The sequence below is a fragment of the Ruegeria sp. ABF4_144 genome (assembly GCF_056160045.1).
In genome coordinates, this window is sequence record NZ_JBSWWK010000001.1 from 2,405,107 (window position 1) to 2,427,451 (window position 22,345).

25 protein-coding genes are annotated in these 22,345 nt (G+C 59.0%); 9 read left to right on the plus strand and 16 right to left on the minus strand.

Features of this window, described 5'->3' with window-relative positions:
• Positions 1-3 precede the first annotated feature (3 nt).
• Entirely contained in the window at positions 4-1,965 is a 1,962-nt protein-coding gene (locus tag ACXAGD_RS12065) for an AsmA family protein (protein ID WP_475210923.1), read from the minus strand.
• A 96-nt stretch (positions 1,966-2,061) separates the two neighbouring features.
• On the opposite strand from ACXAGD_RS12065, the gene rimO reads away from it, so the two are divergent.
• Positions 2,062-3,450 (plus strand): 30S ribosomal protein S12 methylthiotransferase RimO, encoded by a 1,389-nt coding sequence (gene rimO, locus ACXAGD_RS12070; protein ID WP_475210924.1) that lies wholly within the window; start codon positions 2,062-2,064, stop codon positions 3,448-3,450.
• A gap of 104 nt (positions 3,451-3,554) precedes the next feature.
• Entirely contained in the window at positions 3,555-3,956 is a 402-nt protein-coding gene (locus ACXAGD_RS12075) for a hypothetical protein (RefSeq protein ID WP_475210927.1), read from the plus strand.
• 17 nt (positions 3,957-3,973) lie between these two features.
• Here ACXAGD_RS12075 and ACXAGD_RS12080 read toward each other — a convergent pair whose 3' ends face one another.
• Together ACXAGD_RS12080 and ACXAGD_RS12085 are read right to left on the minus strand one after the other, a co-directional pair.
• Positions 3,974-4,330 (minus strand): diacylglycerol kinase, encoded by a 357-nt coding sequence (locus ACXAGD_RS12080; RefSeq protein ID WP_475210928.1) that lies wholly within the window; start codon positions 4,328-4,330, stop codon positions 3,974-3,976.
• 132 nt (positions 4,331-4,462) lie between these two features.
• The gene (locus ACXAGD_RS12085) at positions 4,463-4,651 is read right to left on the minus strand and encodes a hypothetical protein (protein WP_170347886.1); all 189 of its coding nucleotides are present in this window, start codon (positions 4,649-4,651) and stop codon (positions 4,463-4,465) included.
• A 229-nt stretch (positions 4,652-4,880) separates the two neighbouring features.
• Here ACXAGD_RS12085 and ACXAGD_RS12090 point away from each other — a divergent pair, with 229 nt between their 5' ends.
• Positions 4,881-5,123: a CDGSH iron-sulfur domain-containing protein gene (locus ACXAGD_RS12090; protein ID WP_475210930.1), complete on the plus strand. Its 243-nt coding sequence runs from the start codon at positions 4,881-4,883 to the stop codon at positions 5,121-5,123.
• Here ACXAGD_RS12090 and ACXAGD_RS12095 read toward each other — a convergent pair whose 3' ends face one another.
• The 5 genes from ACXAGD_RS12095 to ACXAGD_RS12115 all read right to left on the minus strand — a co-directional run bounded on the left by ACXAGD_RS12095 (position 5,124) and on the right by ACXAGD_RS12115 (position 7,062).
• On the minus strand, positions 5,124-5,384 hold the full coding sequence (locus tag ACXAGD_RS12095; protein ID WP_475210931.1) for a DUF6455 family protein: 261 nt from the start codon (positions 5,382-5,384) through the stop codon (positions 5,124-5,126).
• Positions 5,381-5,653 (minus strand): DUF6455 family protein, encoded by a 273-nt coding sequence (locus ACXAGD_RS12100; protein WP_475210933.1) that lies wholly within the window; start codon positions 5,651-5,653, stop codon positions 5,381-5,383. The genes ACXAGD_RS12095 and ACXAGD_RS12100 overlap by 4 nt, the downstream gene beginning before the upstream one ends.
• Before the next feature lie 15 nt (positions 5,654-5,668).
• Entirely contained in the window at positions 5,669-5,920 is a 252-nt protein-coding gene (locus ACXAGD_RS12105; protein ID WP_475210935.1) for a DUF6455 family protein, read from the minus strand.
• Positions 5,921-5,989: 69 nt separating this feature from the next.
• On the minus strand, positions 5,990-6,358 hold the full coding sequence (locus tag ACXAGD_RS12110; protein ID WP_475210937.1) for a YigZ family protein: 369 nt from the start codon (positions 6,356-6,358) through the stop codon (positions 5,990-5,992).
• On the minus strand, positions 6,355-7,062 hold the full coding sequence (locus ACXAGD_RS12115; RefSeq protein WP_475210938.1) for a M48 family metallopeptidase: 708 nt from the start codon (positions 7,060-7,062) through the stop codon (positions 6,355-6,357). The genes ACXAGD_RS12110 and ACXAGD_RS12115 overlap by 4 nt, the downstream gene beginning before the upstream one ends.
• A gap of 122 nt (positions 7,063-7,184) precedes the next feature.
• Here ACXAGD_RS12115 and ACXAGD_RS12120 point away from each other — a divergent pair, with 122 nt between their 5' ends.
• On the plus strand, positions 7,185-7,433 hold the full coding sequence (locus ACXAGD_RS12120; protein WP_475212586.1) for a hypothetical protein: 249 nt from the start codon (positions 7,185-7,187) through the stop codon (positions 7,431-7,433).
• On the opposite strand, the gene ACXAGD_RS12125 is transcribed toward ACXAGD_RS12120, so the two are convergent.
• Complete coding sequence (locus ACXAGD_RS12125) at positions 7,421-7,696, minus strand: DUF167 domain-containing protein (RefSeq protein WP_475210939.1); 276 nt, start codon at positions 7,694-7,696, stop codon at positions 7,421-7,423. The genes ACXAGD_RS12120 and ACXAGD_RS12125 overlap by 13 nt on opposite strands.
• Positions 7,697-7,833: 137 nt before the next feature.
• On the opposite strand from ACXAGD_RS12125, the gene ACXAGD_RS12130 reads away from it, so the two are divergent.
• Entirely contained in the window at positions 7,834-8,412 is a 579-nt protein-coding gene (locus ACXAGD_RS12130; protein ID WP_475210941.1) for a nitroreductase family protein, read from the plus strand.
• On the plus strand, positions 8,397-9,107 hold the full coding sequence (locus ACXAGD_RS12135) for an EI24 domain-containing protein (protein WP_475210942.1): 711 nt from the start codon (positions 8,397-8,399) through the stop codon (positions 9,105-9,107). The genes ACXAGD_RS12130 and ACXAGD_RS12135 overlap by 16 nt, the downstream gene beginning before the upstream one ends.
• Before the next feature lie 3 nt (positions 9,108-9,110).
• Here ACXAGD_RS12135 and ACXAGD_RS12140 read toward each other — a convergent pair whose 3' ends face one another.
• Complete coding sequence (locus ACXAGD_RS12140; protein WP_475210943.1) at positions 9,111-9,386, minus strand: DUF1467 family protein; 276 nt, start codon at positions 9,384-9,386, stop codon at positions 9,111-9,113.
• A gap of 16 nt (positions 9,387-9,402) precedes the next feature.
• Positions 9,403-9,807 (minus strand): methylmalonyl-CoA epimerase, encoded by a 405-nt coding sequence (mce, locus tag ACXAGD_RS12145; protein WP_170325901.1) that lies wholly within the window; start codon positions 9,805-9,807, stop codon positions 9,403-9,405.
• A gap of 134 nt (positions 9,808-9,941) precedes the next feature.
• Between mce and ACXAGD_RS12150 the strand changes: the two genes are divergently transcribed.
• On the plus strand, positions 9,942-10,658 hold the full coding sequence (locus tag ACXAGD_RS12150) for a response regulator (protein ID WP_475210944.1): 717 nt from the start codon (positions 9,942-9,944) through the stop codon (positions 10,656-10,658).
• A 190-nt stretch (positions 10,659-10,848) separates the two neighbouring features.
• On the opposite strand, the gene aspS is transcribed toward ACXAGD_RS12150, so the two are convergent.
• The 4 genes from aspS to ACXAGD_RS12170 form a co-directional block, all read right to left on the minus strand.
• Positions 10,849-12,624 carry an aspartate--tRNA ligase gene (aspS, locus tag ACXAGD_RS12155; protein ID WP_475210945.1) on the minus strand — a complete coding sequence of 592 codons (1,776 nt, stop codon included), beginning with the start codon at positions 12,622-12,624 and terminating at the stop codon, positions 10,849-10,851.
• A 79-nt stretch (positions 12,625-12,703) separates the two neighbouring features.
• A complete protein-coding gene (locus tag ACXAGD_RS12160) occupies positions 12,704-13,375 on the minus strand; it encodes a CPBP family intramembrane glutamic endopeptidase (protein ID WP_475210947.1) in 672 nt (223 codons plus the stop codon).
• On the minus strand, positions 13,372-14,019 hold the full coding sequence (locus ACXAGD_RS12165; protein WP_475210949.1) for an aminotransferase class IV family protein: 648 nt from the start codon (positions 14,017-14,019) through the stop codon (positions 13,372-13,374). Before ACXAGD_RS12165 ends, ACXAGD_RS12160 begins: the two co-directional genes overlap by 4 nt.
• A complete protein-coding gene (locus ACXAGD_RS12170) occupies positions 13,974-15,101 on the minus strand; it encodes an aminodeoxychorismate synthase component I (RefSeq protein WP_475210951.1) in 1,128 nt (375 codons plus the stop codon). The genes ACXAGD_RS12165 and ACXAGD_RS12170 overlap by 46 nt, the downstream gene beginning before the upstream one ends.
• A 176-nt stretch (positions 15,102-15,277) precedes the next feature.
• Here ACXAGD_RS12170 and carB point away from each other — a divergent pair, with 176 nt between their 5' ends.
• On the plus strand, positions 15,278-18,622 hold the full coding sequence (gene carB, locus ACXAGD_RS12175) for a carbamoyl-phosphate synthase large subunit (RefSeq protein ID WP_475210952.1): 3,345 nt from the start codon (positions 15,278-15,280) through the stop codon (positions 18,620-18,622).
• A 241-nt stretch (positions 18,623-18,863) separates the two neighbouring features.
• Complete coding sequence (locus tag ACXAGD_RS12180) at positions 18,864-19,274, plus strand: VOC family protein (protein ID WP_475210954.1); 411 nt, start codon at positions 18,864-18,866, stop codon at positions 19,272-19,274.
• Positions 19,275-19,293: 19 nt separating this feature from the next.
• On the opposite strand, the gene ACXAGD_RS12185 is transcribed toward ACXAGD_RS12180, so the two are convergent.
• Positions 19,294-22,335, minus strand: coding sequence for an efflux RND transporter permease subunit (locus ACXAGD_RS12185; RefSeq protein ID WP_475210955.1), 3,042 nt, complete (start codon positions 22,333-22,335; stop codon positions 19,294-19,296).
• Positions 22,336-22,345: the final 10 nt, after the last annotated feature.

Below are 22,345 nucleotides of genomic sequence, written 5' to 3' on the forward strand. Positions count from 1 at the left end.
CTTTCAGTCCGCGCCCAGAAGTTTGAGCAAACCTTTGCGGGCCTCGTCTTCCAGCTTGTTTTTCAAAGCATCCTCGGCGCTTTCAGTGTCTGTCACCACAGTTCCCAACTCATCACTGACCTTATCCAGCACCTTTTGCTTGGCATCATCTTCAAGGTCTTTGAGCTGGCCCTCGGCGGCGGCCTCAATCACCTTGGTCAGATCGGGTTTGATCGACGGATCGGCCCACGGACCTACAACGCGCACCGGTACCGAAAGGCCCTGCCCGGAATTGGCCCTAAGCGCGGTAGGCGTGAACAGATAGTCAATAGTCTGCGCGCCAATGTCGACCTGCCCCGTTCCATCTGCCCGGAAATTATCCAGCGACATAAGCAGATCGTTGTTGGTCAGCACCCCCTGATTGATGTTGAAACTGGCCGTCAGGCTGTTGAACACCGTCGTCCCTCCGGTTCCTTTGCCCCGCCCCATAAGCCGATCCAAATCAAAGCCCGAGATAACACCCTGCCCGACATTCAGGCTGCCCTTGCCGCTGAGGGATCGCATGATCTGATCCTCGGTCTGGCCGACGCCCAGAAACTCAAAATCGCCTGATGCGGCCCCCGTCAAACGATTGATCCCGGCCATTGTGGAAAGAGCTTGCTGCAGGTCGATACCTTGGGCGTTCAGCTTACCGCCAACAGACAATCCGTTTCTGTTATTGGCAACCACCTGCCCGGTCACCTGTCCTGCGAATAAAGTGGCTGGCTTCATCTGCAAAACCGCGCGAGATCGATCAAGGCTGAGCGTCAGGTCGCTGGGCCCCAAGGTGATTTCAGGAACCGCAATGGACGAGGCCGTCAGTCGGATCTCACCGTTCGCCAAAGCAAGGGCTGAGGCATCGATCGGATCGGTGGACCAACCGCTAACCGGTGCCGATGCAGTGGCCGCGTCGGAGCCACCCCCGGACGATGCAGGCGCATCATTGTAATGGGACAGATCGATATCCCCACCCTTCAGCCGCGCGGTGATTTTTGGCGGGTCAGAAATCTCGATATCAGCTTCGCCGGTGAAACGGTTATCATCCAGCTGCGCCACCAAACCGCGCAGCGACACCCGGCCGTCACTTGTATAGGTCATATGCCCGGACACATCAGCGACACGACCCAGCCCCAGTGGCACTCCGACCCCAGCCTGCCCAAAGGCGGCCAGCATCTTTTCCGTGTTTTGGGTCTTAACCTCCAAATTGCCGTCCATTTCACCCGCAAGGTTAACGCGGCCGTCGAATCCGAACTCTCCTCCGGGTGCAGTCAGGGCCAGCTGCAGCGGCGTCACGGCACCAGATGCATAGGCCGGCAGGTCCGGGATTTTGAGGTCCACCTTCACAGCGCCACCCGGAACGGCCATCCGCGCCTCCATTATCATCGGGGCAGTAGGGTCAGGCCAACTGGCAGACAAATCAACATTCGAGAAGTCATAAGCCGTCGTGCCGTTTTCGATATAGAGCAGCCGCGCGTTGGTCAGTTCCAAACGGTCAAGCGTCACCACCCCTTGCGACGACGCCTCAGATGGCGCCGTGCCACCGCCCGGAGACGGTTGAGGGCTTGCGGTGCTCAATTCCCAATTCCCGCGCCCATCTGACAGTTCCAGCCGCAGGACCGGCTGCTCCGCCAGCACGCGTCGTATCCGAAAATCACCGTTCCACAAACCGGCCGCATCAACGCCAACGGCAAGGCTTTCGGCACTGAGCATCGGATCCGGCCCAGCCCAGGACGCATTGCCGAACGTAACAGGGCCGGTCTCGACGCCCAGAACCGGCCAGAAAGACAGGTTCACGTCGCCGGACAAGGTCAGATCGCGGCCTGTCTCTTTTTTGACCTGCTCAACCAGGATCGCGGCCAGCTTATCGCCCGGCATCAGCAACAATGCGCCGATGACAAGGCCGAAAGCGACCACAAACAGGAAGAGTATGCGCAACAGCCACTTCATTTTTCTGCTCTCCGCTTATTGGGCATGCGTTGAAAAGATCATTCAAAGCCTTGCCGCCATTTGCAAGGGGAAGCGTTCCCCACTATATGCCGCGCCATGAGCACGAACCCGCCAAACCTCCGCCCCGACCTGGCACCCTCTGCCCGGATCACCGACACGCCGCGTCTAAACCAGCCCACCATCGGCATGGTTTCACTGGGCTGCCCGAAGGCGCTGGTCGATAGTGAGCGGATTTTGACCCGCCTGCGGGCCGAAGGATACGGAATTTCACCGGACTATTCCGGCGCTGATGCCGTGATTGTGAACACCTGCGGGTTCCTCGACAGCGCCAAGGCTGAATCTCTGGATGCCATTGGTGAGGCGCTGGTGGAAAACGGCAAGGTCATCGTGACCGGCTGTCTAGGGGCGGAGCCGGATTACATTCGTGAACATCACCCGCGCATCATGGCGGTGACCGGTCCGCACCAGTACGAACAAGTTCTGGATGCCGTCCACACCGCCGTTCCCCCCGACCCGGACCCGTTTGTGGACCTGTTGCCTGCGGCCAGTGTGCAACTGACGCCACGCCACTACAGCTATCTCAAGATATCCGAGGGCTGTAACCACAAGTGCAAGTTCTGCATCATCCCTGATATGCGTGGCAAACTGGCCAGCCGTCCGGCCCATGCAGTGCTGCGTGAGGCCGAAAAGCTGGTCGACAATGGCGTTCGCGAGCTATTGGTGATCTCGCAGGACACCTCGGCCTATGGATTGGATCGCAAATACGATGTGAACCCGTGGAAAGACCGCGAGGTGCGCAGCCACATCACCGATCTGGCGCGCGAGCTGGGGCAGCTCGATGCCTGGGTGCGGCTGCACTACGTCTACCCCTACCCGCATGTGCGCGATTTGATTCCACTGATGGCGGATGCGGGCTGCAATGTATTGCCTTATCTGGACATTCCGTTCCAGCATGCGCACCCTGACGTTCTGAAACGCATGGCCCGCCCGGCCGCAGCCGCCAAAACGCTGGACGAGATTGCGGCGTGGCGCGCAACCTGCCCCGACATAACCCTGCGCTCGACCTTCATCGTCGGCTATCCGGGCGAGACCGAGGCAGAGTTCCAAACCCTGCTGGACTGGATGGACGAGGCGCAACTGGATCGCGTCGGCTGCTTCCAATACGAAAACGTGGATGGTGCGCGGTCGAACGACCTGCCTGAACATGTCCCTGCCGAAGTTAAACAAGAGCGCTGGGAACGGTTCATGGAAAAAGCGCAGGCGATTTCTGAGGCCAAGCTGGCCGCGAAGGTCGGCCAGACAATCGACGTGATCGTGGATGAGGTCGATGACGAGGCCGCCACCTGCCGCACCACATCCGACGCCCCCGAGATCGACGGTAACCTGTTCATCGACGAAGGCTATGAAACCCTTAAACCCGGCGACATCGTTTCCGTCGAAGTCGACGAGGCCGGCGAATACGATCTTTGGGGCAAGCTGGTCTGAGCCAGTCACCCCTTATGGGCAAAGCGTGAGCCAAGTTTATTGGCTTTTGCCGCGCGATTCGTGGATCATGACAGGACATTCCGCCTTGTGTGAAGGAGGGTTCGATGTCCTGTCAGCGCCCCTTTGGCCCGAAGTTTCTAATAGTGATCCTTGCCGCGCAGCTTTATGCTGCGCCCGCTGTTGCTGAAAACGTCAGCTCGGGCGGGTTCATTGCAGTCGGCTCCAAATCACTGAGCCTCCACCTGCGCAGCACGCACAATGTGCACAGGTACTACGGCGCACCCAAAGCTTATTACCCCAAGGCCAAAGTGCATCACCCGAAGGGCAAGGCTCATCACCACAAGAAAAAGCCCAAGGCCTACTATCGAAAACCCAAAGTGTATTACGCAAAGCCGATAAAACGGCACCACCGCGCAGTGCGAGGCTTTCCCAGACGACACGTCTCGCCCTACCACATTCCACAAAACTACGGCATTCAGCGCCGGGGGTATCGCTTTGGCGGGTAAAGCCGTAGCGACTTACCTCAAAGCAGGCTGACAAGGCCGACAACCCATGCGACTCCTGTGGCCACGGCCGTCAATGCAACGGCTGCACTGGCGGCATCCTTAGCCTGACCAGCCAGCGCATTATGGTCGGTCGAGGTGTGATCAACGGCTCGCTCAATTGCGGTATTGAACAGTTCCGCCACAAGAACAAGCAGCCCAAAAACCAGTATCAGCGCACGTATTCCATCGTTCAGCGGCAGCAAAACGGCCAGTGTTGCGGATATCAGGTTCGCCCAGACCCAAGACCGGAACGAGTACTCTGCATGCCATGTTGCGACGATGCCCTGCCAGCTCCAGCGGGTGCGATCCTTGAGACGGGTAAAAAAGGTTCTCATCTGCCCTCGACTTTTTGTGGCTGAAACTGAAACCGGAATAGCGTCCGACAGACAAGAAAAAACCGCCCCATGGGCGGCCATATCGATGATATTTGTGCGGGCGGCTTTGGCAGCAAGCCGCCCGCGGTATTCTTATTGTGCGACCGGGTTACAGACGGTTTGACCCGCTTCTGTCGTGGCCAGTTCGGTTCCTGCCGGACAGCTCGGCGTGCCAAACTTGTCGTACTCAGGCGTGATGTAAACCGGTGCCGGCTCTTCTTGTTGTGAGCAAGCAGCCAAAACAAGGGCAAATGCACCAACGGCAGCAAATTTAAGTTTCATGTCCGTCATTCCTCTATTAATTTCCTGATATTGCCCAAGAATTCGGGGCCGAGCACAGAATAGGGCCTTGATTGTATTTTTGCAACGAAATCAATCACGCGTTTGTGAGTAAAGGCGGAACCACGCTGGCAACCCCCTCTAAAACAGCGGATTTATGAGCAAAAGCTACCGTTTCGAGCGTATCGGACTACACTGTTGAGCTGACATTAGCCAAAGACGGAGTAGCCACATGTCAGACAACCCCACCATTGCGCAAAAAAGCCCCTTCCCGGTCGAGGTGACCGAAGGAAAAAGCTATTTCTGGTGCGCGTGCGGCCAGTCCAAGCGGCAGCCCTTTTGCGACGGATCCCACAAGGGCACGGAGTTCGAGCCGGTCAAATACACGGCAGATAGCAGCAAAAAGGTCTTTTTCTGTGGATGCAAACACAGTTCGAAACCGCCGCTGTGCGACGGGACACACGCCAAGGTCTGATCAGAGCTTTAAGGCGTTCAACTGATCGGCATTGGCGCAGAAGTCAGGGGCAGCCTGGGCCTTTGACTGCTGCTCGGACAACCAGATCGCGCATTGGCCGCTGCAATGCGATGCCCGGCAGCGCGTCACCAATTCGGCATAGTGATTCGGTGTCAGGCGACCTTCGGCCATTGCTTCTGTAAGTGAGATATTCATGCACCGCGCCACGGACCGGGTGAGCCAGAAGTGTTTTTCAACATCCCCCAGAACAGACCGTGTCATGCTGTTTCCTGCTCTAGTTGCGTTTTCAGCGCCGCAAACCGCTGTCGGTTTCTGCAGGTCTGCGGAGCATCGTCTACAGTTTCATGCCGTTCCAGCCAGTCTGGGCACCGGTTGGCCCAGTTGCAGCCCCGGCAATGCTGAATCATCTCTGCCCAGTCCTGCTGGCTCAGGTGTCCTCTCTGATGCGCGTCGACCATGTCCGTTCCCGTCACCTGTCCCATATGCAGGACAAGGCGCAGGTGGGTCATGATCTCTCCGAGAGGCGGCATGGGTTTCTCCGGTCGTTACGGCATCAATTTATTGAGCAGTTCCTGATTGCGGCAGTACTCCGGCGTTCGGGCCACCAACGCGGGCTGGTCCAGAAAACGCTGGCAATGTCCGGGGTTCGGGCAGTCCGTGCAGCTCAGAACTGCATCGGACAACTGGTCGATCGAGACGTCTCCATCGATCGCAGCCTCTTGCAAATCCAACCCCAGTTTGGAGGCCATCCGGTCCACCAGACCAGCATGGAGTTTCAGAACTTCTCGGTTGGGCATCGAAGATCCTTTCCTGTTACGCGTCAGGAACAGGATAGCTCAACACCCTCTACGGGCCTTTGATTCAGGTCAAGGCCCCACTCCGATGTGATCCAGATAGGCGCGGGTGGCGTCCTGTACCCGGCGAAAACGATCTCCGCCCAGCTTCTTTCCGCCGTACCAGCGGGTGACGATCACTACGTGGCTTTCTATTCCGGCGCGTTCCAACATGCGCAGGATCACCATGCCCGCACCGCTTTCGCCGTCATCCGCCTTGAGAGCACCAGTCGGCAACACAGCCGCCCATGTGTTGTGCGTGGCCTTGGCATAGGCCTTGTCTGACTTGAGGTCCTGCAGCACTGCATCAACATCCGCGCGGCTGCTGACTGTCGCGCCCGATACCGCGTATTTTGACCCGCGATCCGTCAGGATCACGCCCAACCGTGTCAACGTTGTCATTGTGTGAGACCCAGTTGCCTTGCTGTATCCTGCACAATCTGGACGCGTTCGGCATTGGGCGGATGGGTGCCCAGAAACTGATCTCCCGGATCGGGAAGACGGTCAAAGTACTTCGCGCCGATTAGTGGGTTGTACCCTGCGTTGTGGGTGATGATTGTTCCCAACTGATCCGCTTCCAGCTCGAAAGCTTTGACGTTCACCTGAACGCCCACTTCGGCACCCAGTTTCTGCACGCGCTCCAGCTCTTCACCATCCTCGCCATATAGTTCGCCCAACTCGTTGAAGATCGCCGCACTTTCCCTTGCATTTTGCGATTGCCGTGCAATATGGCCCAATACGTGATGCGCGGCCTCGTGCCCCATCACAAAGGCAAGTTCGTCAGCGTTTTCCGCGGATTGGATCATCGAACGGGTAAAAATGATCACCGGCTGATCTTTGTCATCTAGTGTCTGAAAGGCATTGACCGGTGCACGTGGGTTCAAATCGACCAGAATGGTGAAATCGCAATTGCTGACCCGTGCCTGGCGCAAACATTCGGCGCGGGCTTCTTTGCCAACTGCACGGCTGATTTCCTGAAAGGTTTGCGCATCGACCTGGAACTCATCCGAATCCTGGGACCATTCCGCCGCTGGTTGCACACGCATGGCACAGGCGCCGCAAGCCGCCAGCACCAGAAGAAGCAGTAAAAAGGTCAGACGGCGCATTCATATTCCTTTGAAACGGCGATCCCGTTTGAAAAACCATAGCGCGACCTGCGCAGGACTGCCACCGCGCGATTGTAAGGGAACGGGTTGCATTGCCGCCCGACGCCCTGCACTTTGGCGTCATGTTTTCGATTGAGCATGAATTCGACTCGACGGTCGTTACTCTGGTGGACGAAGGCCCAAAGCCTTTGCAAGAGGATGTCGTCATCAACAGCTTCGCCGAATGTGTGACGCTTGAGCAATTGGACCCTCGCACGGACCAAATTCAGAAAATAACCCTATCGCCCGAACAGGTGCGCGATCTGGCCGCCGCGCTGGATCTGCCCGAGGGCGTTTATCAGATCCACGAAAGGCCGGATCAGGGCGAATAGACAAACAGCTTGTCGCGCGCGGTCTGCCCTTGTTTCAGGGTAACCTCGGATGGGGCTACGCCCATCGCCAAGGCCAATATCCTGCGTACCGCGTCATTCGCCTTGCCGTTTTCCGGCGGGGCAGTCACGGTGACGCGAATTGCGCCTTTGTCCACCAGAATGCTGTCCTTCGCGGCCTTGGGTGTCACCCGAACCGGAATCGCAGTGCCCGGAGTGGCATGTGCGCTTAAATCCGGCACATCACGCAGTTTCGGTTTCGCCATCTTGGACCTCTTGCTTGCAAATACTCTTGCACGGTGGGCCGGGGAATGAAATTGATCCCGCATCTCCAGCTGTTTGCACTTGAAACGCGCCAGATGCTCAACCAGATACAGACTGCCCATGTAAAGGAAGTTAACATATGTCCTTGAATAACCCGGCCGCCCTGGAATTTCTGCAAACGTGCCGGTCGCGCCCCGCGAAAACTTTGGTGGCACCGGCCCCAACGCGGGAAGAACTGCTCCCCCTGCTGACCGCCGCCGCCCGCAGCCCGGATCACGGCAAGTTGGAACCTTGGCGCTTTATCGTGCTAGAAAAGGGCGCAATGGACCGTTTGTCGGCGCTGACACAGGATTGCGGCACGCGACTGGGCAAAGCACCCGAGGACATCGCAAAGGCCCGCAGCCAGTTCGACATGGGCCATCTGGCTGTCGCAGTGATCGAGGTTCAGAAGCCTTCGGAAAAAGTCCCGCCCATCGAACAGACCTATTCGGCGGGCGCCGTGTGTCTGGCCCTTCTGAATGCTGCCCTTGCGGCTGGTTGGGGCGCGAACTGGTTGTCCGGCTGGCAAACTCATGACGTTGAATTCTGCCGTCAGGCCTTTGGCCTGCAGGACAACGAACGCGTCGCCGGTCTGATCCACATTGCGACCGAAGGCAATGCCCCGCCCGAACGCCCCCGCCCGGATGTTGCAGCGCTGACCGAATGGCTCTCGGAATGATGATCCTCAACGCGTTCTTTGCGGCATTAGGTCAGATCGGAGACCCCAGGTTCCGCGCCGTACTGCTGCGCGGCGTTGGTCTGACGATTGTTTTGCTGATCGCCGCCTGTGCCGGTGCCATCTGGCTGATCAACTGGCTGTCGGGGGACGAGATTTCGCTGCCCTGGATCGGTGCCGTGCCGTGGTTGAACGACGTGCTGAACTATTCCGGCATCTTTTTAGTATTGATCCTGCCGGTATTCCTGATGATGCCTGTCGCCTCGGCCATCATCTCGATGTTTCTGGAAGAGGTTGCGCAAGCGGTTGAGGACAAACACTATCCTACCCTGCCCACCGTGCCCGGGATCCCGTTCAGCGAAGGGTTACGCGACGCGGCAGAGTTCATGAGCGTGCTGATCATCGCCAACCTGCTGGCCCTGATCCTCTATGCGATCTTCACGCCGCTGGCCCCCTTCATTTTCTGGGCAATGAACGGATTTCTGCTGGGCCGAGAATATTTCACTCTGGCCGCCATGCGCCGCGTTGGGCGGGACGGGGCCCGCAAACTCCGCGCCAAGCATATGCCCACTATCTGGCTGGCTGGCACTCTGATGGCGATCCCGCTGTCGGTACCGCTGGTGAACCTCGTGATCCCGATCCTCGGGGCCGCAACCTTCACCCACATCTACCACAAGCTGTCGGGGCCAACGCCCTGACGCTTACTGGCGCGGCTCTAGCTGGTTCAGCCAGTCGAAGTCGCGCACCGAGATCACGCCCGAGATGATGATCCCCGCGATGATCGCCCAGAGCACCACCGAAATCCCGGTGGTGATCCAGAGCTTTTGCTTCATGTGATGCACTTCCGGCGCACCTGCATGGGTGCCCGGCACGATATCGCCCAGATCGCCCTGCGTCTTGATGCGTATTGGCAGCACAACCAAAAGCGTCATGAACCAGATGACGGCAAACAGGACCAGTGCAGCAGTAATCGTCATGACAGCCTCGCTTGGGTTAAACCTGTTCTAGCTCGACCAGGCAGCCGTTAAAGTCCTTGGGGTGCAGGAACAACACCGGCTTGCCATGCGCGCCAATCTTGGGCTCTCCGGATCCCAGAACGCGGGCACCAGTTTCCTTCAGATGGTCGCGTGCGGCGATGATGTCATCGACCTCATAGCAGACGTGATGAATGCCGCCGGCCGGGTTCTTTTCCAGAAAGCCGTTGATCGGGCTGTCATCACCCAGCGGGTAGAGCAGTTCGATCTTGGTGTTGGGCAATTCGATGAACACCACGGTCACACCATGATCGGGTTCGTCCTGCGGTGCTCCAACTTTGGCACCCAATGCGCTGCGATACTGCTCGGATGCGGCCTCAAGATCAGGCACAGCAATGGCAACATGGTTCAGACGACCAATCATGGAATTCTCCTCCGTTCTGCGTTGCAGCGGTTATGGGGGCTGTTTTGTCAAAGAACAAGTGCGCCAAATTGCCGTTAACGTCGTGTTAGCCAGATCTTCCTAGCGTGGGGCATCTGCTGATTAGGAGTTCTGCTATGGACGATTCGAGCCCCTTCGCCTCTCCCGCGCAGCCGACGGCCACGCGGCCTCTGCTGGGCCAAACCATTCTGGTTGTCGAAGACAGCCGCTATGCCTGTGACGCGATCCGGCTGATGTGTTTGCACAGCGGCGCCCGCATCCGGCGCGCAGATTGTCTGACCTCGGCACGGCGTCACCTGCAGATCTATCGCCCTTCGGTCATTCTGGTGGATATCGGCTTACCAGATGGCTCAGGGGCCGAACTTATTGCCGAACTGGCCGAGGCGAGCCCCCGTATCGGTGCCATTCTGGGGATGTCCGGCGATGATCATGCGCAGGCCTCTGCGCTGCAGGCCGGAGCCGACGGTTTCTTGCACAAACCTCTGAAATCACTTTCGTACTTTCAGAAGTTCATTCTGGAAAGCCTGCCCGAGGATCGCCGACCCAACAGCTTGCATGCGGTCCGGGATGAGGTCATCCGCCCCGATCCGATGGCCTATCAGGACGACATGGCCCATATCGCAGACGTTCTGGCCGGCCCAAACGATCATCGCACATTGGACTATGCAGCACAGTTCCTGCGCGGCGTTGCCCGTGATGCCGAGGATACGATTTTGGCCGATGCGGCGCAAAAGCTGGCGGACTCCCGTGCATCCGGGTCGCCCGTTACCGCGCTAACCGCGCAGGTTGCCGGTATCGTGCAGGCCCGTCTGGAACAGCGTGAGGCGATCTGAGATGGCGACGGCATACTTTCTGACGGCCACGATACTGAGCATCTGGGCTTACTATCAGACCAGAACAACAGCTCGGAGTATTCGTAGGGCGCGTGGTGCACGCCCCTGCCCTTTGTGCTTGGCAACGCTCTCAGGCGCGGCCCCCCAATCAAAAGAAAAACCCGCCGCAGGGTCTGCGACGGGCCGTTGATTAATCCTGCGGGATGATGCGCAATCCCAGCTCCATCAACTGATCCGAGGTCGGATCCGATGGCGCGTCCATCATCAGGTCTTCGGCGCGCTGGTTCATCGGGAACATCATGACCTCGCGGATGTTGGCCTCATCGGCCAGCAGCATCACGATCCGGTCGATCCCGGCAGCACAGCCCCCGTGCGGTGGGGCACCGTAGTGGAAAGCGCTGAACAGCGCGCCAAAGCGGGACTTCACCTCATCCTCGCCATAGCCTGCAAGTTCGAACGCCTTCAGCATGATCTCGGGTTTGTGGTTCCGGATTGCACCCGACACCAGCTCATAGCCGTTACATGCCAGGTCATACTGATAGCCACGCACGTCCAACGGGTTTCCGTTCAGAGCTTCCAATCCACCCTGCGGCATCGAGAATGGGTTGTGTTCAAAGTCGATTGCACCGGATTCTTCGTCCTGCTCGTAAATCGGGAAGTCCACAATCCAAGCAAAGGCGAAGCGGTCTTTTTCGGTCAGGTTCAGCTCGTCGCCGATCACATCGCGCGCCTTGCCTGCCACCTTTTCAAAGGCCTTTGGCTTGCCGCCCAGGAAGAACGCGGCATCGCCAACGCCCAGACCCAGTTGCTGACGGATCGCCTCGGTGCGCTCAGGGCCAATGTTCTTGGCCAGCGGGCCAGCGGCCTCCATGCCTTCGCCCTGATCACGCCAGAAGATGTAGCCCATGCCGGGCAAACCCTCTTTCTGGGCGAAAGCATTCATGCGGTCACAGAATTTGCGGCTACCACCAGTCGGCGCCGGAATAGCGCGGATTTCGGTGCCTTCCTGCTCCAGCAGCTTCGCGAAGATCGCGAATCCGGACCCGCGGAAGTGATCGGAGACCACTTGCATCTTTATAGGGTTACGCAGGTCAGGCTTGTCGGTGCCGTACCACAGCGCCGCGTCCTTGTAAGAAATCTGCGGCCACTCCTGATCAACCTTGCGGCCACCGCCGAACTCTTCGAACACACCGGTCAGAACGGGCTGGATGGTGTCGAACACGTCCTGCTGCTCGACAAACGACATCTCAAGGTCAAGCTGGTAGAAATCGGTGGGCGACCGGTCTGCACGGGGGTCTTCGTCACGGAAGCATGGTGCGATCTGGAAATACTTGTCGAAGCCCGACACCATGATCAGCTGCTTGAACAGCTGAGGCGCCTGCGGCAGCGCATAAAACTTACCCGGATGCAGACGCGAGGGCACCAGGAAATCGCGCGCGCCTTCGGGCGAGGATGCGGTGATGATCGGCGTCTGATACTCGCGGAAGCCCTGATCCCACATGCGTTTGCGCATAGAGGCCACGACGTCAGAACGCAGGGTCATGTTCTGCTGCATCGCCTCGCGGCGCAGGTCCAGATAGCGATAACGCAGGCGGGTTTCCTCAGGATATTCCTGATCGCCGAAGACCATCAGTGGCAGCTCATCGGCAGCGCCCAGAACTTCCAGCTCGCGCACATAAACTTCGACTGCACCGGTGGGCAGCTTCGGGTTCACCAGCTCGGGATCGCGCGCTTTGACGGTGCCGTCGATACGGATACACCATTCAGAGCGCACCTTCTCAAGCTCGGCAAAGGCGGCGCTGTCGCCGTCGCATAGAACCTGCGTCACACCGAAATGGTCGCGCAGGTCGATGAACAGAACGCCGCCATGATCTCGGACACGATGCACCCAACCGGACAGGCGGACGGTTTCACCGACATTGGCGGCGGTCAGAGCGGCGCAGGTGTGGCTGCGATAGGCGTGCATGGATCATATCCCTTCGGGCGCAGAATTCGTCGCGCCGATACACCCCGTCAGGCTTGGAAAGTCAAGGCAGGTATGCCGCTCAAAACGGCCTTTGCACGTTGCCCGAGTAGAAATAGATGCCCAGACCCGCAGCAAAGATGATGTTCCCTGCAATCGCGTGCAGCAGGACCGCGTAGAAAAACGATCCGCGTTTGCGGTAGGCCCAGGTGAACAGCAACCCTCCGGCAAATGTCATGACGGCGACGATCCAGCTCCAGTACATCAGGTGCGCGAGTGAAAAAAGTGCCGCGTTCAACAGGTAAGCCGCCCGTCCGTTTGGCAGGATTGCGTGATAGCGGCGGAAAAACAGCGAGCGGAATAAAAGCTCCTGTGGCAGGGCCGACAGCAGGGGATAGCCCAGCCATATGACCAGAAGAAACTCGGGCCGGTTACGCAGCAGGAAGAACGCCGCCTCGGGCCGGGTGGCCATCACAAGTGCGGCGCAGAAAGAGGTCATTGCAATCGTAAACAGGGCGACTTCGCCCCAGGACCAGTTGCGCCAGTTATACCGAAGCTCGGCCCAGGAAAAGCCGGGTGTGTAGTGTAGCAGCACGATGCCGAAGGCCGTGAAGGCAAACAGCGACGGAAACATCCAGTTCGGAGGGAAAAACACCGCGATCAGCACCGGGACGGCTAGAAAGAAAAGCCAAAATTCCAGCCGCAACCGCAGATGCGGGGCCGCGCTGTCTGCCCAATCGGTTTGTTTGCTCACTGTTCTGCCAACTCCGCCCGGATCAGACCACGCAACGAATTCCCCATTTGGATTTTTGATGCGTTTTTCAAGTCGGTCAAGGTCAGGGTGGCTTCGGTAACTTGTTTATTATCCAGCAGTTCTTCGCGCAGGACTCCCGGCAGCACGCCGCTGGACACGGCAGGCGTTAGGTGACGGCCATCGGGCATATGTAGAAACAGGTTGGTGATCGTGCCTTCGCACAGCTCATCGCGTTCGTTGAGAAACAGAACTTCGTCTATGCCCTGAGGCAAGGACGCACGAGCGCTATCGTATAACGCACGTTGGGTTGTCTTGTGCCGCAGCCAGATGTCATCTGCAGTCAGGCGTGTCTGAGCAATCTCCACTCGCCAGACCGGAGGGTTGTCGGCCAGCGCCCCGGTCGTCACGTCCATCTCCCCCGCTGTGGCCAGCGTCAGACGGCAGCGCAGCGGAGATGCTCCGGCCACCGCCTCCAGCTTTTCGACGGCCAACCCCTTATCGAAGGGAAAACCAAACGATCTCGCCGAACGCGAAATGCGGGCCAGATGCCGGTCGCGCCGCACAAATCCCTGTCCCGGCCGAAAGGCCAGCGTTTCAATCAGGCGGAAGTCAGGATCAGCTGGTGCGCAAAGCGGGCTTTCCATAGTGCTTCCTCATATTCGGATGGGGCCGTGCTATCCCAGACCACGCCACCACCCACGTTCAGCGTTGCCTTGCCATCCTCGACCATCAGCGTGCGGATCGCCACGTTGAACTCAGACCGTCCGTCAGGTGCGGCCCAGCCAATGGCGCCGCAATAGATATCGCGGGGCCAGGGTTCGAGATCCGACAGGATTTCCATCGCGCGGATTTTCGGTGCCCCGGTAATCGATCCGCAGGGGAACAGCGCCATCAGAATATCAGACAGCTCGGCCCCCAGATGCAATTGCGCCTGCACCAGTGAGATCATCTGATGCACGGTGGCATAGGTCTCGACCTTGAACAGCTCGGGTACTTTGACGGACCCGGGCAGCGCGACACGGCTGATATCATTGCGCAGCAGGTCGACGATCATCAGGTTCTCGGCCCGGTTCTTTTCGTCGATGGACAGGAAGGCGCGGCGACGCGCATCTTCGGCCATATCCTCGCTGCGGGGCTGGGTGCCCTTCATCGGGCGGGTTTCGATCATCCGATCTGCGTCTGTGCGAAAGAATAGCTCGGGCGAGCGGCTAAGAAGATCGGGCAGACCATCCTGCTGAACCAGCGCACCATGACCCACCGGTTGTCCGCCTGCAAAAGCGGCATAAAGCGCAGCGCAGTCGCCCTCGACGGTCAGGTCAATGGGAAAGGTAAGGTTGGCCTGATAGATATCGCCGGCCCCGATGGCGTCATGGACCTGGTGAAAGGCACTTGTATAGCGGGCCTCGTCCCAGCGCGGCTCAAAACCGGTGATACCACCCGCAGCCGCAGGCATATCACGTTGCTCGGGTCTATCGTAGACGCCAAAGCACAGCAGCGGCAAGCGGCGATCCTGTGGCATACGGTCGGCCAGACGAGGTTCCAGCGCATAGCCCAGCTCATAACTGGCATAGCCCGCCAGCCATGCGCCATCCGCACGCGCCTCATCCAGCGCCTCCAACGCGTGGAGCACGTCGTCCGCCGTATCAGCGCGGATCACCTGTGCGGGCCGGTCAAAAGTGGTTCCCTGCCCGGCCGGGCCCTGATCAAAACGAATACGCAATTGCATCCTCATTTTCCGTGCTGCGCGATATAGAGGATATGGCGGCAAGGGAAAGAGGGGAAAGCGGCAATTTCACCCCCAATTCCGATACCCCTTGAACCTTTTCGCGCGGTCCCTATAACGCAGGACAATTTGGGCGCTTGGGGGCGCCCTGACTCGCGAACAATCGAAGGAATGTGGCCATGCCGAGAAGAACCGACATCAAGTCGATCATGATCATCGGGGCGGGCCCCATTGTTATCGGTCAAGCCTGCGAGTTCGACTATTCCGGTGCACAGGCCTGTAAGGCACTGCGGGAAGAAGGATACCGGGTCATTCTGGTGAACTCAAACCCGGCGACGATCATGACCGATCCCGGGCTGGCGGACGCCACCTACATCGAGCCGATTACCCCCGAAGTTGTTGCCAAGATTATCGAGAAAGAACGCCCCGACGCGCTGCTGCCCACCATGGGCGGGCAGACTGGCTTGAATACCTCGCTGGCGCTGGAAGAGATGGGAGTGCTGGACAAGTTCGGCGTTGAGATGATCGGCGCCAAGCGCGACGCCATCGAGATGGCCGAAGACCGCGCCCTGTTCCGCGAGGCGATGGACCGGTTGGGTCTTGAAAACCCCAAGGCAACCATCGTGACCGCACCCAAACGCGAAGACGGCTCTACCGATCTGGACGCCGGGGTGCAGATGGCGCTGGACGAGTTGGAAGAAATCGGACTGCCCGCCATCATCCGCCCCGCCTTTACGCTGGGTGGCACCGGCGGTGGTGTGGCCTATAACCGCGAGGATTACATTCATTTTTGCCGCTCGGGCATGGATGCCTCGCCGGTAAACCAAATCCTTGTCGATGAAAGCCTGCTTGGTTGGAAAGAATACGAGATGGAGGTGGTGCGCGACACCGCCGACAACGCCATCATCGTGTGTTCGATTGAGAACGTCGATCCGATGGGCGTGCACACGGGTGACTCGATCACCGTGGCCCCTGCCCTGACCCTGACCGACAAGGAATACCAGATCATGCGCAACGGCTCGATCGCTGTATTGCGCGAGATCGGTGTCGAAACCGGCGGGTCGAACGTTCAGTGGGCGATCAACCCAGATGATGGCCGCATGGTCGTGATCGAGATGAACCCGCGCGTGTCACGCTCCTCAGCGCTGGCCTCAAAAGCGACCGGTTTTCCGATTGCCAAGATCGCCGCAAAACTGGCCGTGGGTTACACCTTGGACGAACTGGACAACGACATCACCAAGGTCACGCCCGCCTCGTTCGAGCCGACCATCGACTATGTCGTCACCAAGATTCCGAAATTCGCCTTTGAGAAATTCCCTGGCTCGGAACCTTATCTGACCACCGCGATGAAGTCGGTGGGTGAGGCCATGTCCATCGGCCGCACTATCCACGAATCGATGCAGAAGGCTCTGGCTTCGATGGAATCGGGCCTGACCGGCTTTGATGAGATCGAAATCCCCGGTCTGAATGTCGGCCTCTGGGACGAAGCCGATGACAAGGCCGCAGTGATCAAAGCGATCAGCCAGCAGACCCCCGACCGTCTGCGCACCATCGCGCAGGCTATGCGCCACGGTCTGACCGACGATGAGATTTTCGGCGTCACCAAGTTCGACCCGTGGTTCCTGGCCCGTATCCGCGAGATCATTGAGGCCGAGCGCCAGGTGCGCAAAGACGGCCTGCCGATGACCGAGGAAGGCATCCGCAAACTCAAGATGCTGGGCTTCACTGATGCGCGTCTGGGCAACCTGACCGGTCGGGATGAAGACAACGTGCGCCGCGCCCGCCGCAATCTGGGCGTAAAGGCCGTGTTTAAGCGCATCGACACCTGCGCTGCCGAATTCGAAGCGCAGACACCCTATATGTATTCGACCTACGAGGCCCCAATGATGGGTGAGGTTGAATGTGAAGCACGTCCGAGCGACCGCAAAAAGGTTGTCATCCTCGGCGGTGGCCCGAACCGGATCGGTCAGGGCATCGAGTTCGACTATTGCTGCTGTCACGCCTGCTTCGCACTGACAGAGGCGGGATACGAGACCATCATGGTCAACTGCAACCCCGAGACTGTGTCGACCGACTACGACACCTCGGACCGCCTTTATTTCGAGCCTCTGACCTTCGAGCACGTCATGGAAATCCTGACGAAAGAGCAGGAAAACGGCACGCTGCACGGTGTGATCGTTCAGTTCGGCGGCCAAACCCCACTGAAATTGGCAAACGCGCTGGAGGCCGAAGGTATTCCGATTCTCGGCACCACGCCCGACGCGATTGACCTGGCCGAAGACCGCGAACGCTTCCAGGCGCTGGTCAACGATCTGGGTCTGAAGCAGCCGAAAAACGGCATCGCCTCGACCGACGAACAGGCGCTGGCCATTGCAGATGAGATCGGCTTCCCGCTGGTCATTCGCCCATCTTACGTTCTGGGCGGCCGCGCGATGGAAATCGTGCGCGATATGGATCAACTGAAGCGCTACATCAACGAGGCCGTTGTGGTTTCGGGTGACAGCCCGGTTCTGCTGGACAGCTATCTGGCCGGCGCGGTTGAGCTGGACGTGGATGCGCTGTGCGACGGTACCGACGTGCACGTTGCAGGCATCATGCAGCATATCGAAGAGGCGGGTGTTCACTCGGGTGACTCGGCCTGTTCGCTGCCGCCCTACTCGCTGTCGAAAGAAATCCTCGGCCAGATCAAGGATCAGGCGTTCAAACTGGCCAAGGCGCTGAACGTTGTTGGCTTGATGAACGTCCAGTTCGCGATCAAGGATGATGAGATCTACCTGATCGAGGTTAACCCCCGCGCTTCGCGCACCGTGCCGTTTGTGGCGAAGGCGACCGACAGCGCGATTGCTTCGATTGCAGCCCGTGTCATGGCTGGCGAGAAACTGTCAAACTTCCCGATGCGTCCGCCCTATCAGGAAGGCAAGGACACCAAGATCGCCGACCAAATGACGCTGGCCGACCCGGACATGCCGTGGTTCTCGGTGAAAGAGGCAGTGCTGCCCTTCGCCCGCTTCCCCGGCGTTGACACGATCCTTGGCCCGGAAATGCGCTCGACCGGTGAGGTTATGGGTTGGGACCGCGACTTCCCGCGTGCCTTCCTCAAGGCGCAAATGGGGGCCGGAATGGTGCTGCCGTCCTCGGGACGTGCGTTCATCTCGATCAAGGATGCCGACAAAACCGCAGCGATGCTTGAGGCCGCGCAGGTGCTGACCGAGCAAGGGTTCAAGCTGATTGCGACCCGTGGCACGCAAAGCTGGCTAACCAGCCACGGCGTGGAGTGTGACGTGGTGAACAAGGTCTATGAGGGCCGTCCGGACGTCGTCGACATGCTAAAAGACGGTCAGGTGCAACTGCTGATGAACACGACCGAAGGCGCGCAGGCGGTCGAGGACAGCAAGTCCATCCGCTCGATCGCGCTCTATGACAAGATCCCCTATTTCACCACCGCTGCCGCAAGCCATGCCGCCGCACTGGCGATCAAGGCGCAGGCCGAAGGGGATGTCGAGGTGAAATCTCTGCAGGGCTGACTGGCCCGAACCCGCTTAAATGCAACACATTCTACGCGCCCGTTGACCCCGTGTCTTCGGGCGCGCATCTTTTCTTCAGACGAGCAGAAGGGAAAAGAAATGCGCAGGTTTATGGTATTCGCCGCTCTTATGACGCTGACCGCGTGTGATGTACCGCTGGTTCCGCTGATCTGACACGGTTTTCACTGTTCCTGTAGGTATGCAGGCGGCATGATGCGGTCCTGAAACCAACAGGACAGCCATGCGCCTTTACACCACATACGGCACCAATGACCTGAAGCAGGCCATCCGGTTCTATGACGCGATCTTTGCGGTTTTGGAGCAGCCTCGCCTGCCAGGATGGACCGAAGATAGCGCGGGATGGGGAACCGAACCTGACGCCGGTGTCGGGTTTTGGGTCTGTACGCCCTTTGACGGCGGCACCGCCACCGTTGGGAATGGCACGATGATAGCCTTCCCCGCCAACAGCGCCGCGCAAGTAAGGCAGTTTCACGCAGCAGGGCTGAAACATGGCGGCACGGACGAAGGGGCGCCGGGCACACGGGGCCGTTACACGCCCGATTTCTATGTTGCCTACCTACGCGATCCGGATGGCAACAAGCTGTCTTGTTTCTACTACAACTACGACCCGGCAAAAGACCCGGGCGACTGAAACAGCCGCCCGGTTTTTATCAGGCCGCTGCAGCCTCGCGTTTTTCATCCCGTGCAAAGAACACAAGATAAAAGACTGGTGCCGCAACCATGGTCAGGATCGTGGCAAAGGCCAAACCGCCCATGATCGTCACCGCCATGGATCGGAAGAACGCATCCGTCAGCAGCGGCGCCATCCCCAGAATAGTGGTGATCGCCGCCAGCATCACAGGGCGCAGACGCGAGACCGAGGCCTCGACAATCGCCTCGCGCAGGGGTTTGCCGGTGGCTCGGACCAAGTCGATCTCTTCGACCAGAACGATACCGTTCTTGATCAGCATCCCCGACAGGCTGAGCAAGCCCAGCAGTGCGGTGAAAGTAAACGGCAGGCCAGTACCCAGCAGGCCGATTACAACCCCGTTCACCGACATCGGCACCAGCAGCCAGATGATGATCGGCTGGCGGATAGCGTTGAAGATCAGCACCGAGATCAACACCATAATCAGCAGGCTCAGCGGCAGCTGACGCCCAAGGCTTTCATTGGCTTCGCCGGCGTTTTCGAACTCGCCACCCCATTCCATCCGGTATCCCGGCGGCAATTCCATGCCCTCGATAGCTGCCCGCACTTCCGAGTGGACCTGCGCCGCGGTCATGTCCGGCGGGATGTCTGCTCCCACGGTGATCGTCAGCACACGGTCGCGGCGATGGACCAGCGTGTTGAGCGGCTTGTATTCGAACCCATCGACCATTTGTTCGATAGGCACAAACCGCTCCGACTGATCCGAGTAAACGACCTGATCCACGATCGAGTAATTTCCGTCCGCTGGGCGGCGCAAAATAATCGGGATCAGGCGGTCGCGTTCACGAAACCCTCCGGCAGAGATGCCGTCCGTCGAAAACTGTAGCGTCGCAGCGATATCCTCGCGTGAGACACCTGCTGTCTGGGCACGCTCGGTCGCGTAGATCGGCTGAACCGCCAGTTCCTGCTCCCGCCAGTCGTGATAGACGTTCAGCGCATTGGGCGAAGCCTCACGCATTTTCAGCACAGCTGCATCTGCCAATTCACGCAGAACCGCCGGATCACTGCCCGAGAACCGTGCCTGTATCGGATCGCCGCCACCTGGGCCAAAGATCAGGCGCTTGGTGCGGAACTGACCTTCGGGGAATTGTGCCTGACCAAAGGTTTCCAGATCCGCTTGCAGCGCCGGAATGTCATCCAAAGTTTCAGTGCGGATGATCATGTGACCATAGCCGGGGTTCGGTTTTTCTGCCGAATAGGTCAGCAGGAACCGGGTTGCCCCCTGGCCGACGAATGTGGCGACTGAGACGACATCTTCACGCTCGGCCAGCCAGTCTTCGAACACAGCCATGTCCTCAGCCGTGCGGGCAATCGGCGTGCCTTGCGGCAGGTTGTAATGCACGAAGAACAGTGGCGTATTCGAGTCCGGGAAGAACTGTTGCTTCACCAGACCGAAGCCCGCGAAACAAGCCGCCGTGACACCGATCAGGGCGGCAATCACCAGCCAGCGCATCCGCAATGCCCAGCGCAGGATCGCCCCGTACACACGGAACATGATACCACCGTAGGCATCGACCGCGCCCTCTTTACCCTGTTTGAAGAAGTAGTGTCCAAGCAACGGCGTAACGGTCAGCGCCAGCACCCAGCTGAGCAGCAGCGAAATGCCGATTACCGCAAACAGCGAGAACAGAAACTCGCCCGTTGCATCGGGGCTGAGGCCGATCCCGGCAAAGGCCATGATGCCAATCACCGTGGCCCCCAACAGTGGGATTTGTGTTTTCGACGCGGCCTCATCCGCAGCATCGCGCGAGTTCTTGCCGCGCAGCATGGCGATCTGCATCCCCTCGGCGACAACGATGGCGTTGTCCACCAACATCCCCATGGCGATGATCAGGGCGCCCAGCGAAATGCGCTCCATCTCGATCGAGAATATCGACATGAACAGCAATGTGCCTACAACGGTCAGCAACAGGGTCGAGCCAACGACCACGGCCGCACGCCACCCCATGAAGACCGCAAGCACCGCAACCACGATACTGACGGACATCGCAAGGTTCACCAGAAAATCGTTCGAGGCCTGCTCCACCACCACGTGCTGCTGATAGATCGGCAGGATTTCCACGCCAAAGGGGATTTGGGTGTCCAGCTCGGCAAACTTGGCGTCGGCACGCTGGCCGACCTCGACGATATTCTCAGTCGACAGCCCTGCGACGCCCAGCGTGAACGCCTCGGTGCCGTTGAACCGGATCATGACATCTGGGTCAGTCTGGCGCCCCCTGTACACGTGAGACATATCGAACAGGTTGATCACCTGCCCTTGTGAACCGACGGACAGCCCGGCAATAGCCGAAACGGAATCCGACCCTTCTGCGGTCAAAATGGTGGTCCTGTCATTTTCGGACCGGACGGAACCTGATGCGTTTACGGAATCCGCGTTGGCAATGGCTTCGTTGATAGTCTGGATCGGCACATTCTGGTTCACCGAAATGGCCAGGTCGGGTTCAACAAAGATCGCCTCTTGCGGCAGGCCCATCACCTCGACATCCGCCACACCGGAAACGGTCAGCAACTCGCGTCGCAGAAAGGTGGCCAGTTCGTGTTTCTCGGCGTCGGAAAAGCCTTCAGCAGTGACGGCATAGAATAGGCCGAACACATCGCCGAAACCATCATTGACCAGCGGCTGCCCAACTCCCGGAGGCAAGGATCGCGCGGCGTCGCGCATCTTGGCGCGCAGTTCCGTCCAGATGCCCGGCAATTCCGTGCCGTCATAAGTAGACTTGATTTCAACCTCGATCAGCGAAAATCCGGGCTGGTTGACCGATGTGATCGTCTTGACCTCACCCATCTGCTGAATCGCGGATTCCAGCGGCTCCGAGACCTCAAGCGCCACTTGCTCTGCCGTGGCACCGGGGTATTGCGTTGAAATGACGGCGTTTTTGATGGTAAAGGCCGGGTCTTCCAGTCGGCCCAGCGAAAGGAAGCCCCAGATGCCGCCAAACAGGGCAAACAGGATGATCAGCCAAACATAAAGCGGCCGGTCAATTGACGCGCGTGCGATGTTCATCTGTCAGCCC

Excerpts from the sequence above, each read along its gene's own strand:
- ACXAGD_RS12065 (WP_475210923.1), bottom strand. The coding sequence starts at position 1,965 with ATGAAGTGGCTGTTGCGCATACTCTTCCTGTTTGTGGTCGCTTTCGGC.
- ACXAGD_RS12180 (WP_475210954.1), top strand. The coding sequence starts at position 18,864 with ATGCGCCTTTACACCACATACGGCACCAATGACCTGAAGCAGGCCATC.
- rimO (WP_475210924.1), top strand. The coding sequence starts at position 2,062 with ATGAGCACGAACCCGCCAAACCTCCGCCCCGACCTGGCACCCTCTGCC.
- ACXAGD_RS12085 (WP_170347886.1), bottom strand. The coding sequence starts at position 4,651 with ATGAAACTTAAATTTGCTGCCGTTGGTGCATTTGCCCTTGTTTTGGCT.
- mce (WP_170325901.1), bottom strand. The coding sequence starts at position 9,807 with ATGATTGGTCGTCTGAACCATGTTGCCATTGCTGTGCCTGATCTTGAG.
- ACXAGD_RS12140 (WP_475210943.1), bottom strand. The coding sequence starts at position 9,386 with ATGACGATTACTGCTGCACTGGTCCTGTTTGCCGTCATCTGGTTCATG.
- carB (WP_475210952.1), top strand. The coding sequence starts at position 15,278 with ATGCCGAGAAGAACCGACATCAAGTCGATCATGATCATCGGGGCGGGC.
- ACXAGD_RS12090 (WP_475210930.1), top strand. The coding sequence starts at position 4,881 with ATGTCAGACAACCCCACCATTGCGCAAAAAAGCCCCTTCCCGGTCGAG.
- ACXAGD_RS12080 (WP_475210928.1), bottom strand. The coding sequence starts at position 4,330 with ATGAGAACCTTTTTTACCCGTCTCAAGGATCGCACCCGCTGGAGCTGG.
- ACXAGD_RS12120 (WP_475212586.1), top strand. The coding sequence starts at position 7,185 with ATGTTTTCGATTGAGCATGAATTCGACTCGACGGTCGTTACTCTGGTG.
- ACXAGD_RS12135 (WP_475210942.1), top strand. The coding sequence starts at position 8,397 with ATGGCTCTCGGAATGATGATCCTCAACGCGTTCTTTGCGGCATTAGGT.
- ACXAGD_RS12185 (WP_475210955.1), bottom strand. The coding sequence starts at position 22,335 with ATGAACATCGCACGCGCGTCAATTGACCGGCCGCTTTATGTTTGGCTG.
- ACXAGD_RS12115 (WP_475210938.1), bottom strand. The coding sequence starts at position 7,062 with ATGCGCCGTCTGACCTTTTTACTGCTTCTTCTGGTGCTGGCGGCTTGC.
- aspS (WP_475210945.1), bottom strand. The coding sequence starts at position 12,624 with ATGCACGCCTATCGCAGCCACACCTGCGCCGCTCTGACCGCCGCCAAT.
- ACXAGD_RS12130 (WP_475210941.1), top strand. The coding sequence starts at position 7,834 with ATGTCCTTGAATAACCCGGCCGCCCTGGAATTTCTGCAAACGTGCCGG.
- ACXAGD_RS12125 (WP_475210939.1), bottom strand. The coding sequence starts at position 7,696 with ATGGCGAAACCGAAACTGCGTGATGTGCCGGATTTAAGCGCACATGCC.
- ACXAGD_RS12105 (WP_475210935.1), bottom strand. The coding sequence starts at position 5,920 with ATGCCCAACCGAGAAGTTCTGAAACTCCATGCTGGTCTGGTGGACCGG.
- ACXAGD_RS12075 (WP_475210927.1), top strand. The coding sequence starts at position 3,555 with ATGTCCTGTCAGCGCCCCTTTGGCCCGAAGTTTCTAATAGTGATCCTT.
- ACXAGD_RS12170 (WP_475210951.1), bottom strand. The coding sequence starts at position 15,101 with ATGCAATTGCGTATTCGTTTTGATCAGGGCCCGGCCGGGCAGGGAACC.
- ACXAGD_RS12110 (WP_475210937.1), bottom strand. The coding sequence starts at position 6,358 with ATGACAACGTTGACACGGTTGGGCGTGATCCTGACGGATCGCGGGTCA.
- ACXAGD_RS12165 (WP_475210949.1), bottom strand. The coding sequence starts at position 14,019 with ATGGAAAGCCCGCTTTGCGCACCAGCTGATCCTGACTTCCGCCTGATT.
- ACXAGD_RS12150 (WP_475210944.1), top strand. The coding sequence starts at position 9,942 with ATGGACGATTCGAGCCCCTTCGCCTCTCCCGCGCAGCCGACGGCCACG.
- ACXAGD_RS12095 (WP_475210931.1), bottom strand. The coding sequence starts at position 5,384 with ATGACACGGTCTGTTCTGGGGGATGTTGAAAAACACTTCTGGCTCACC.
- ACXAGD_RS12100 (WP_475210933.1), bottom strand. The coding sequence starts at position 5,653 with ATGCCGCCTCTCGGAGAGATCATGACCCACCTGCGCCTTGTCCTGCAT.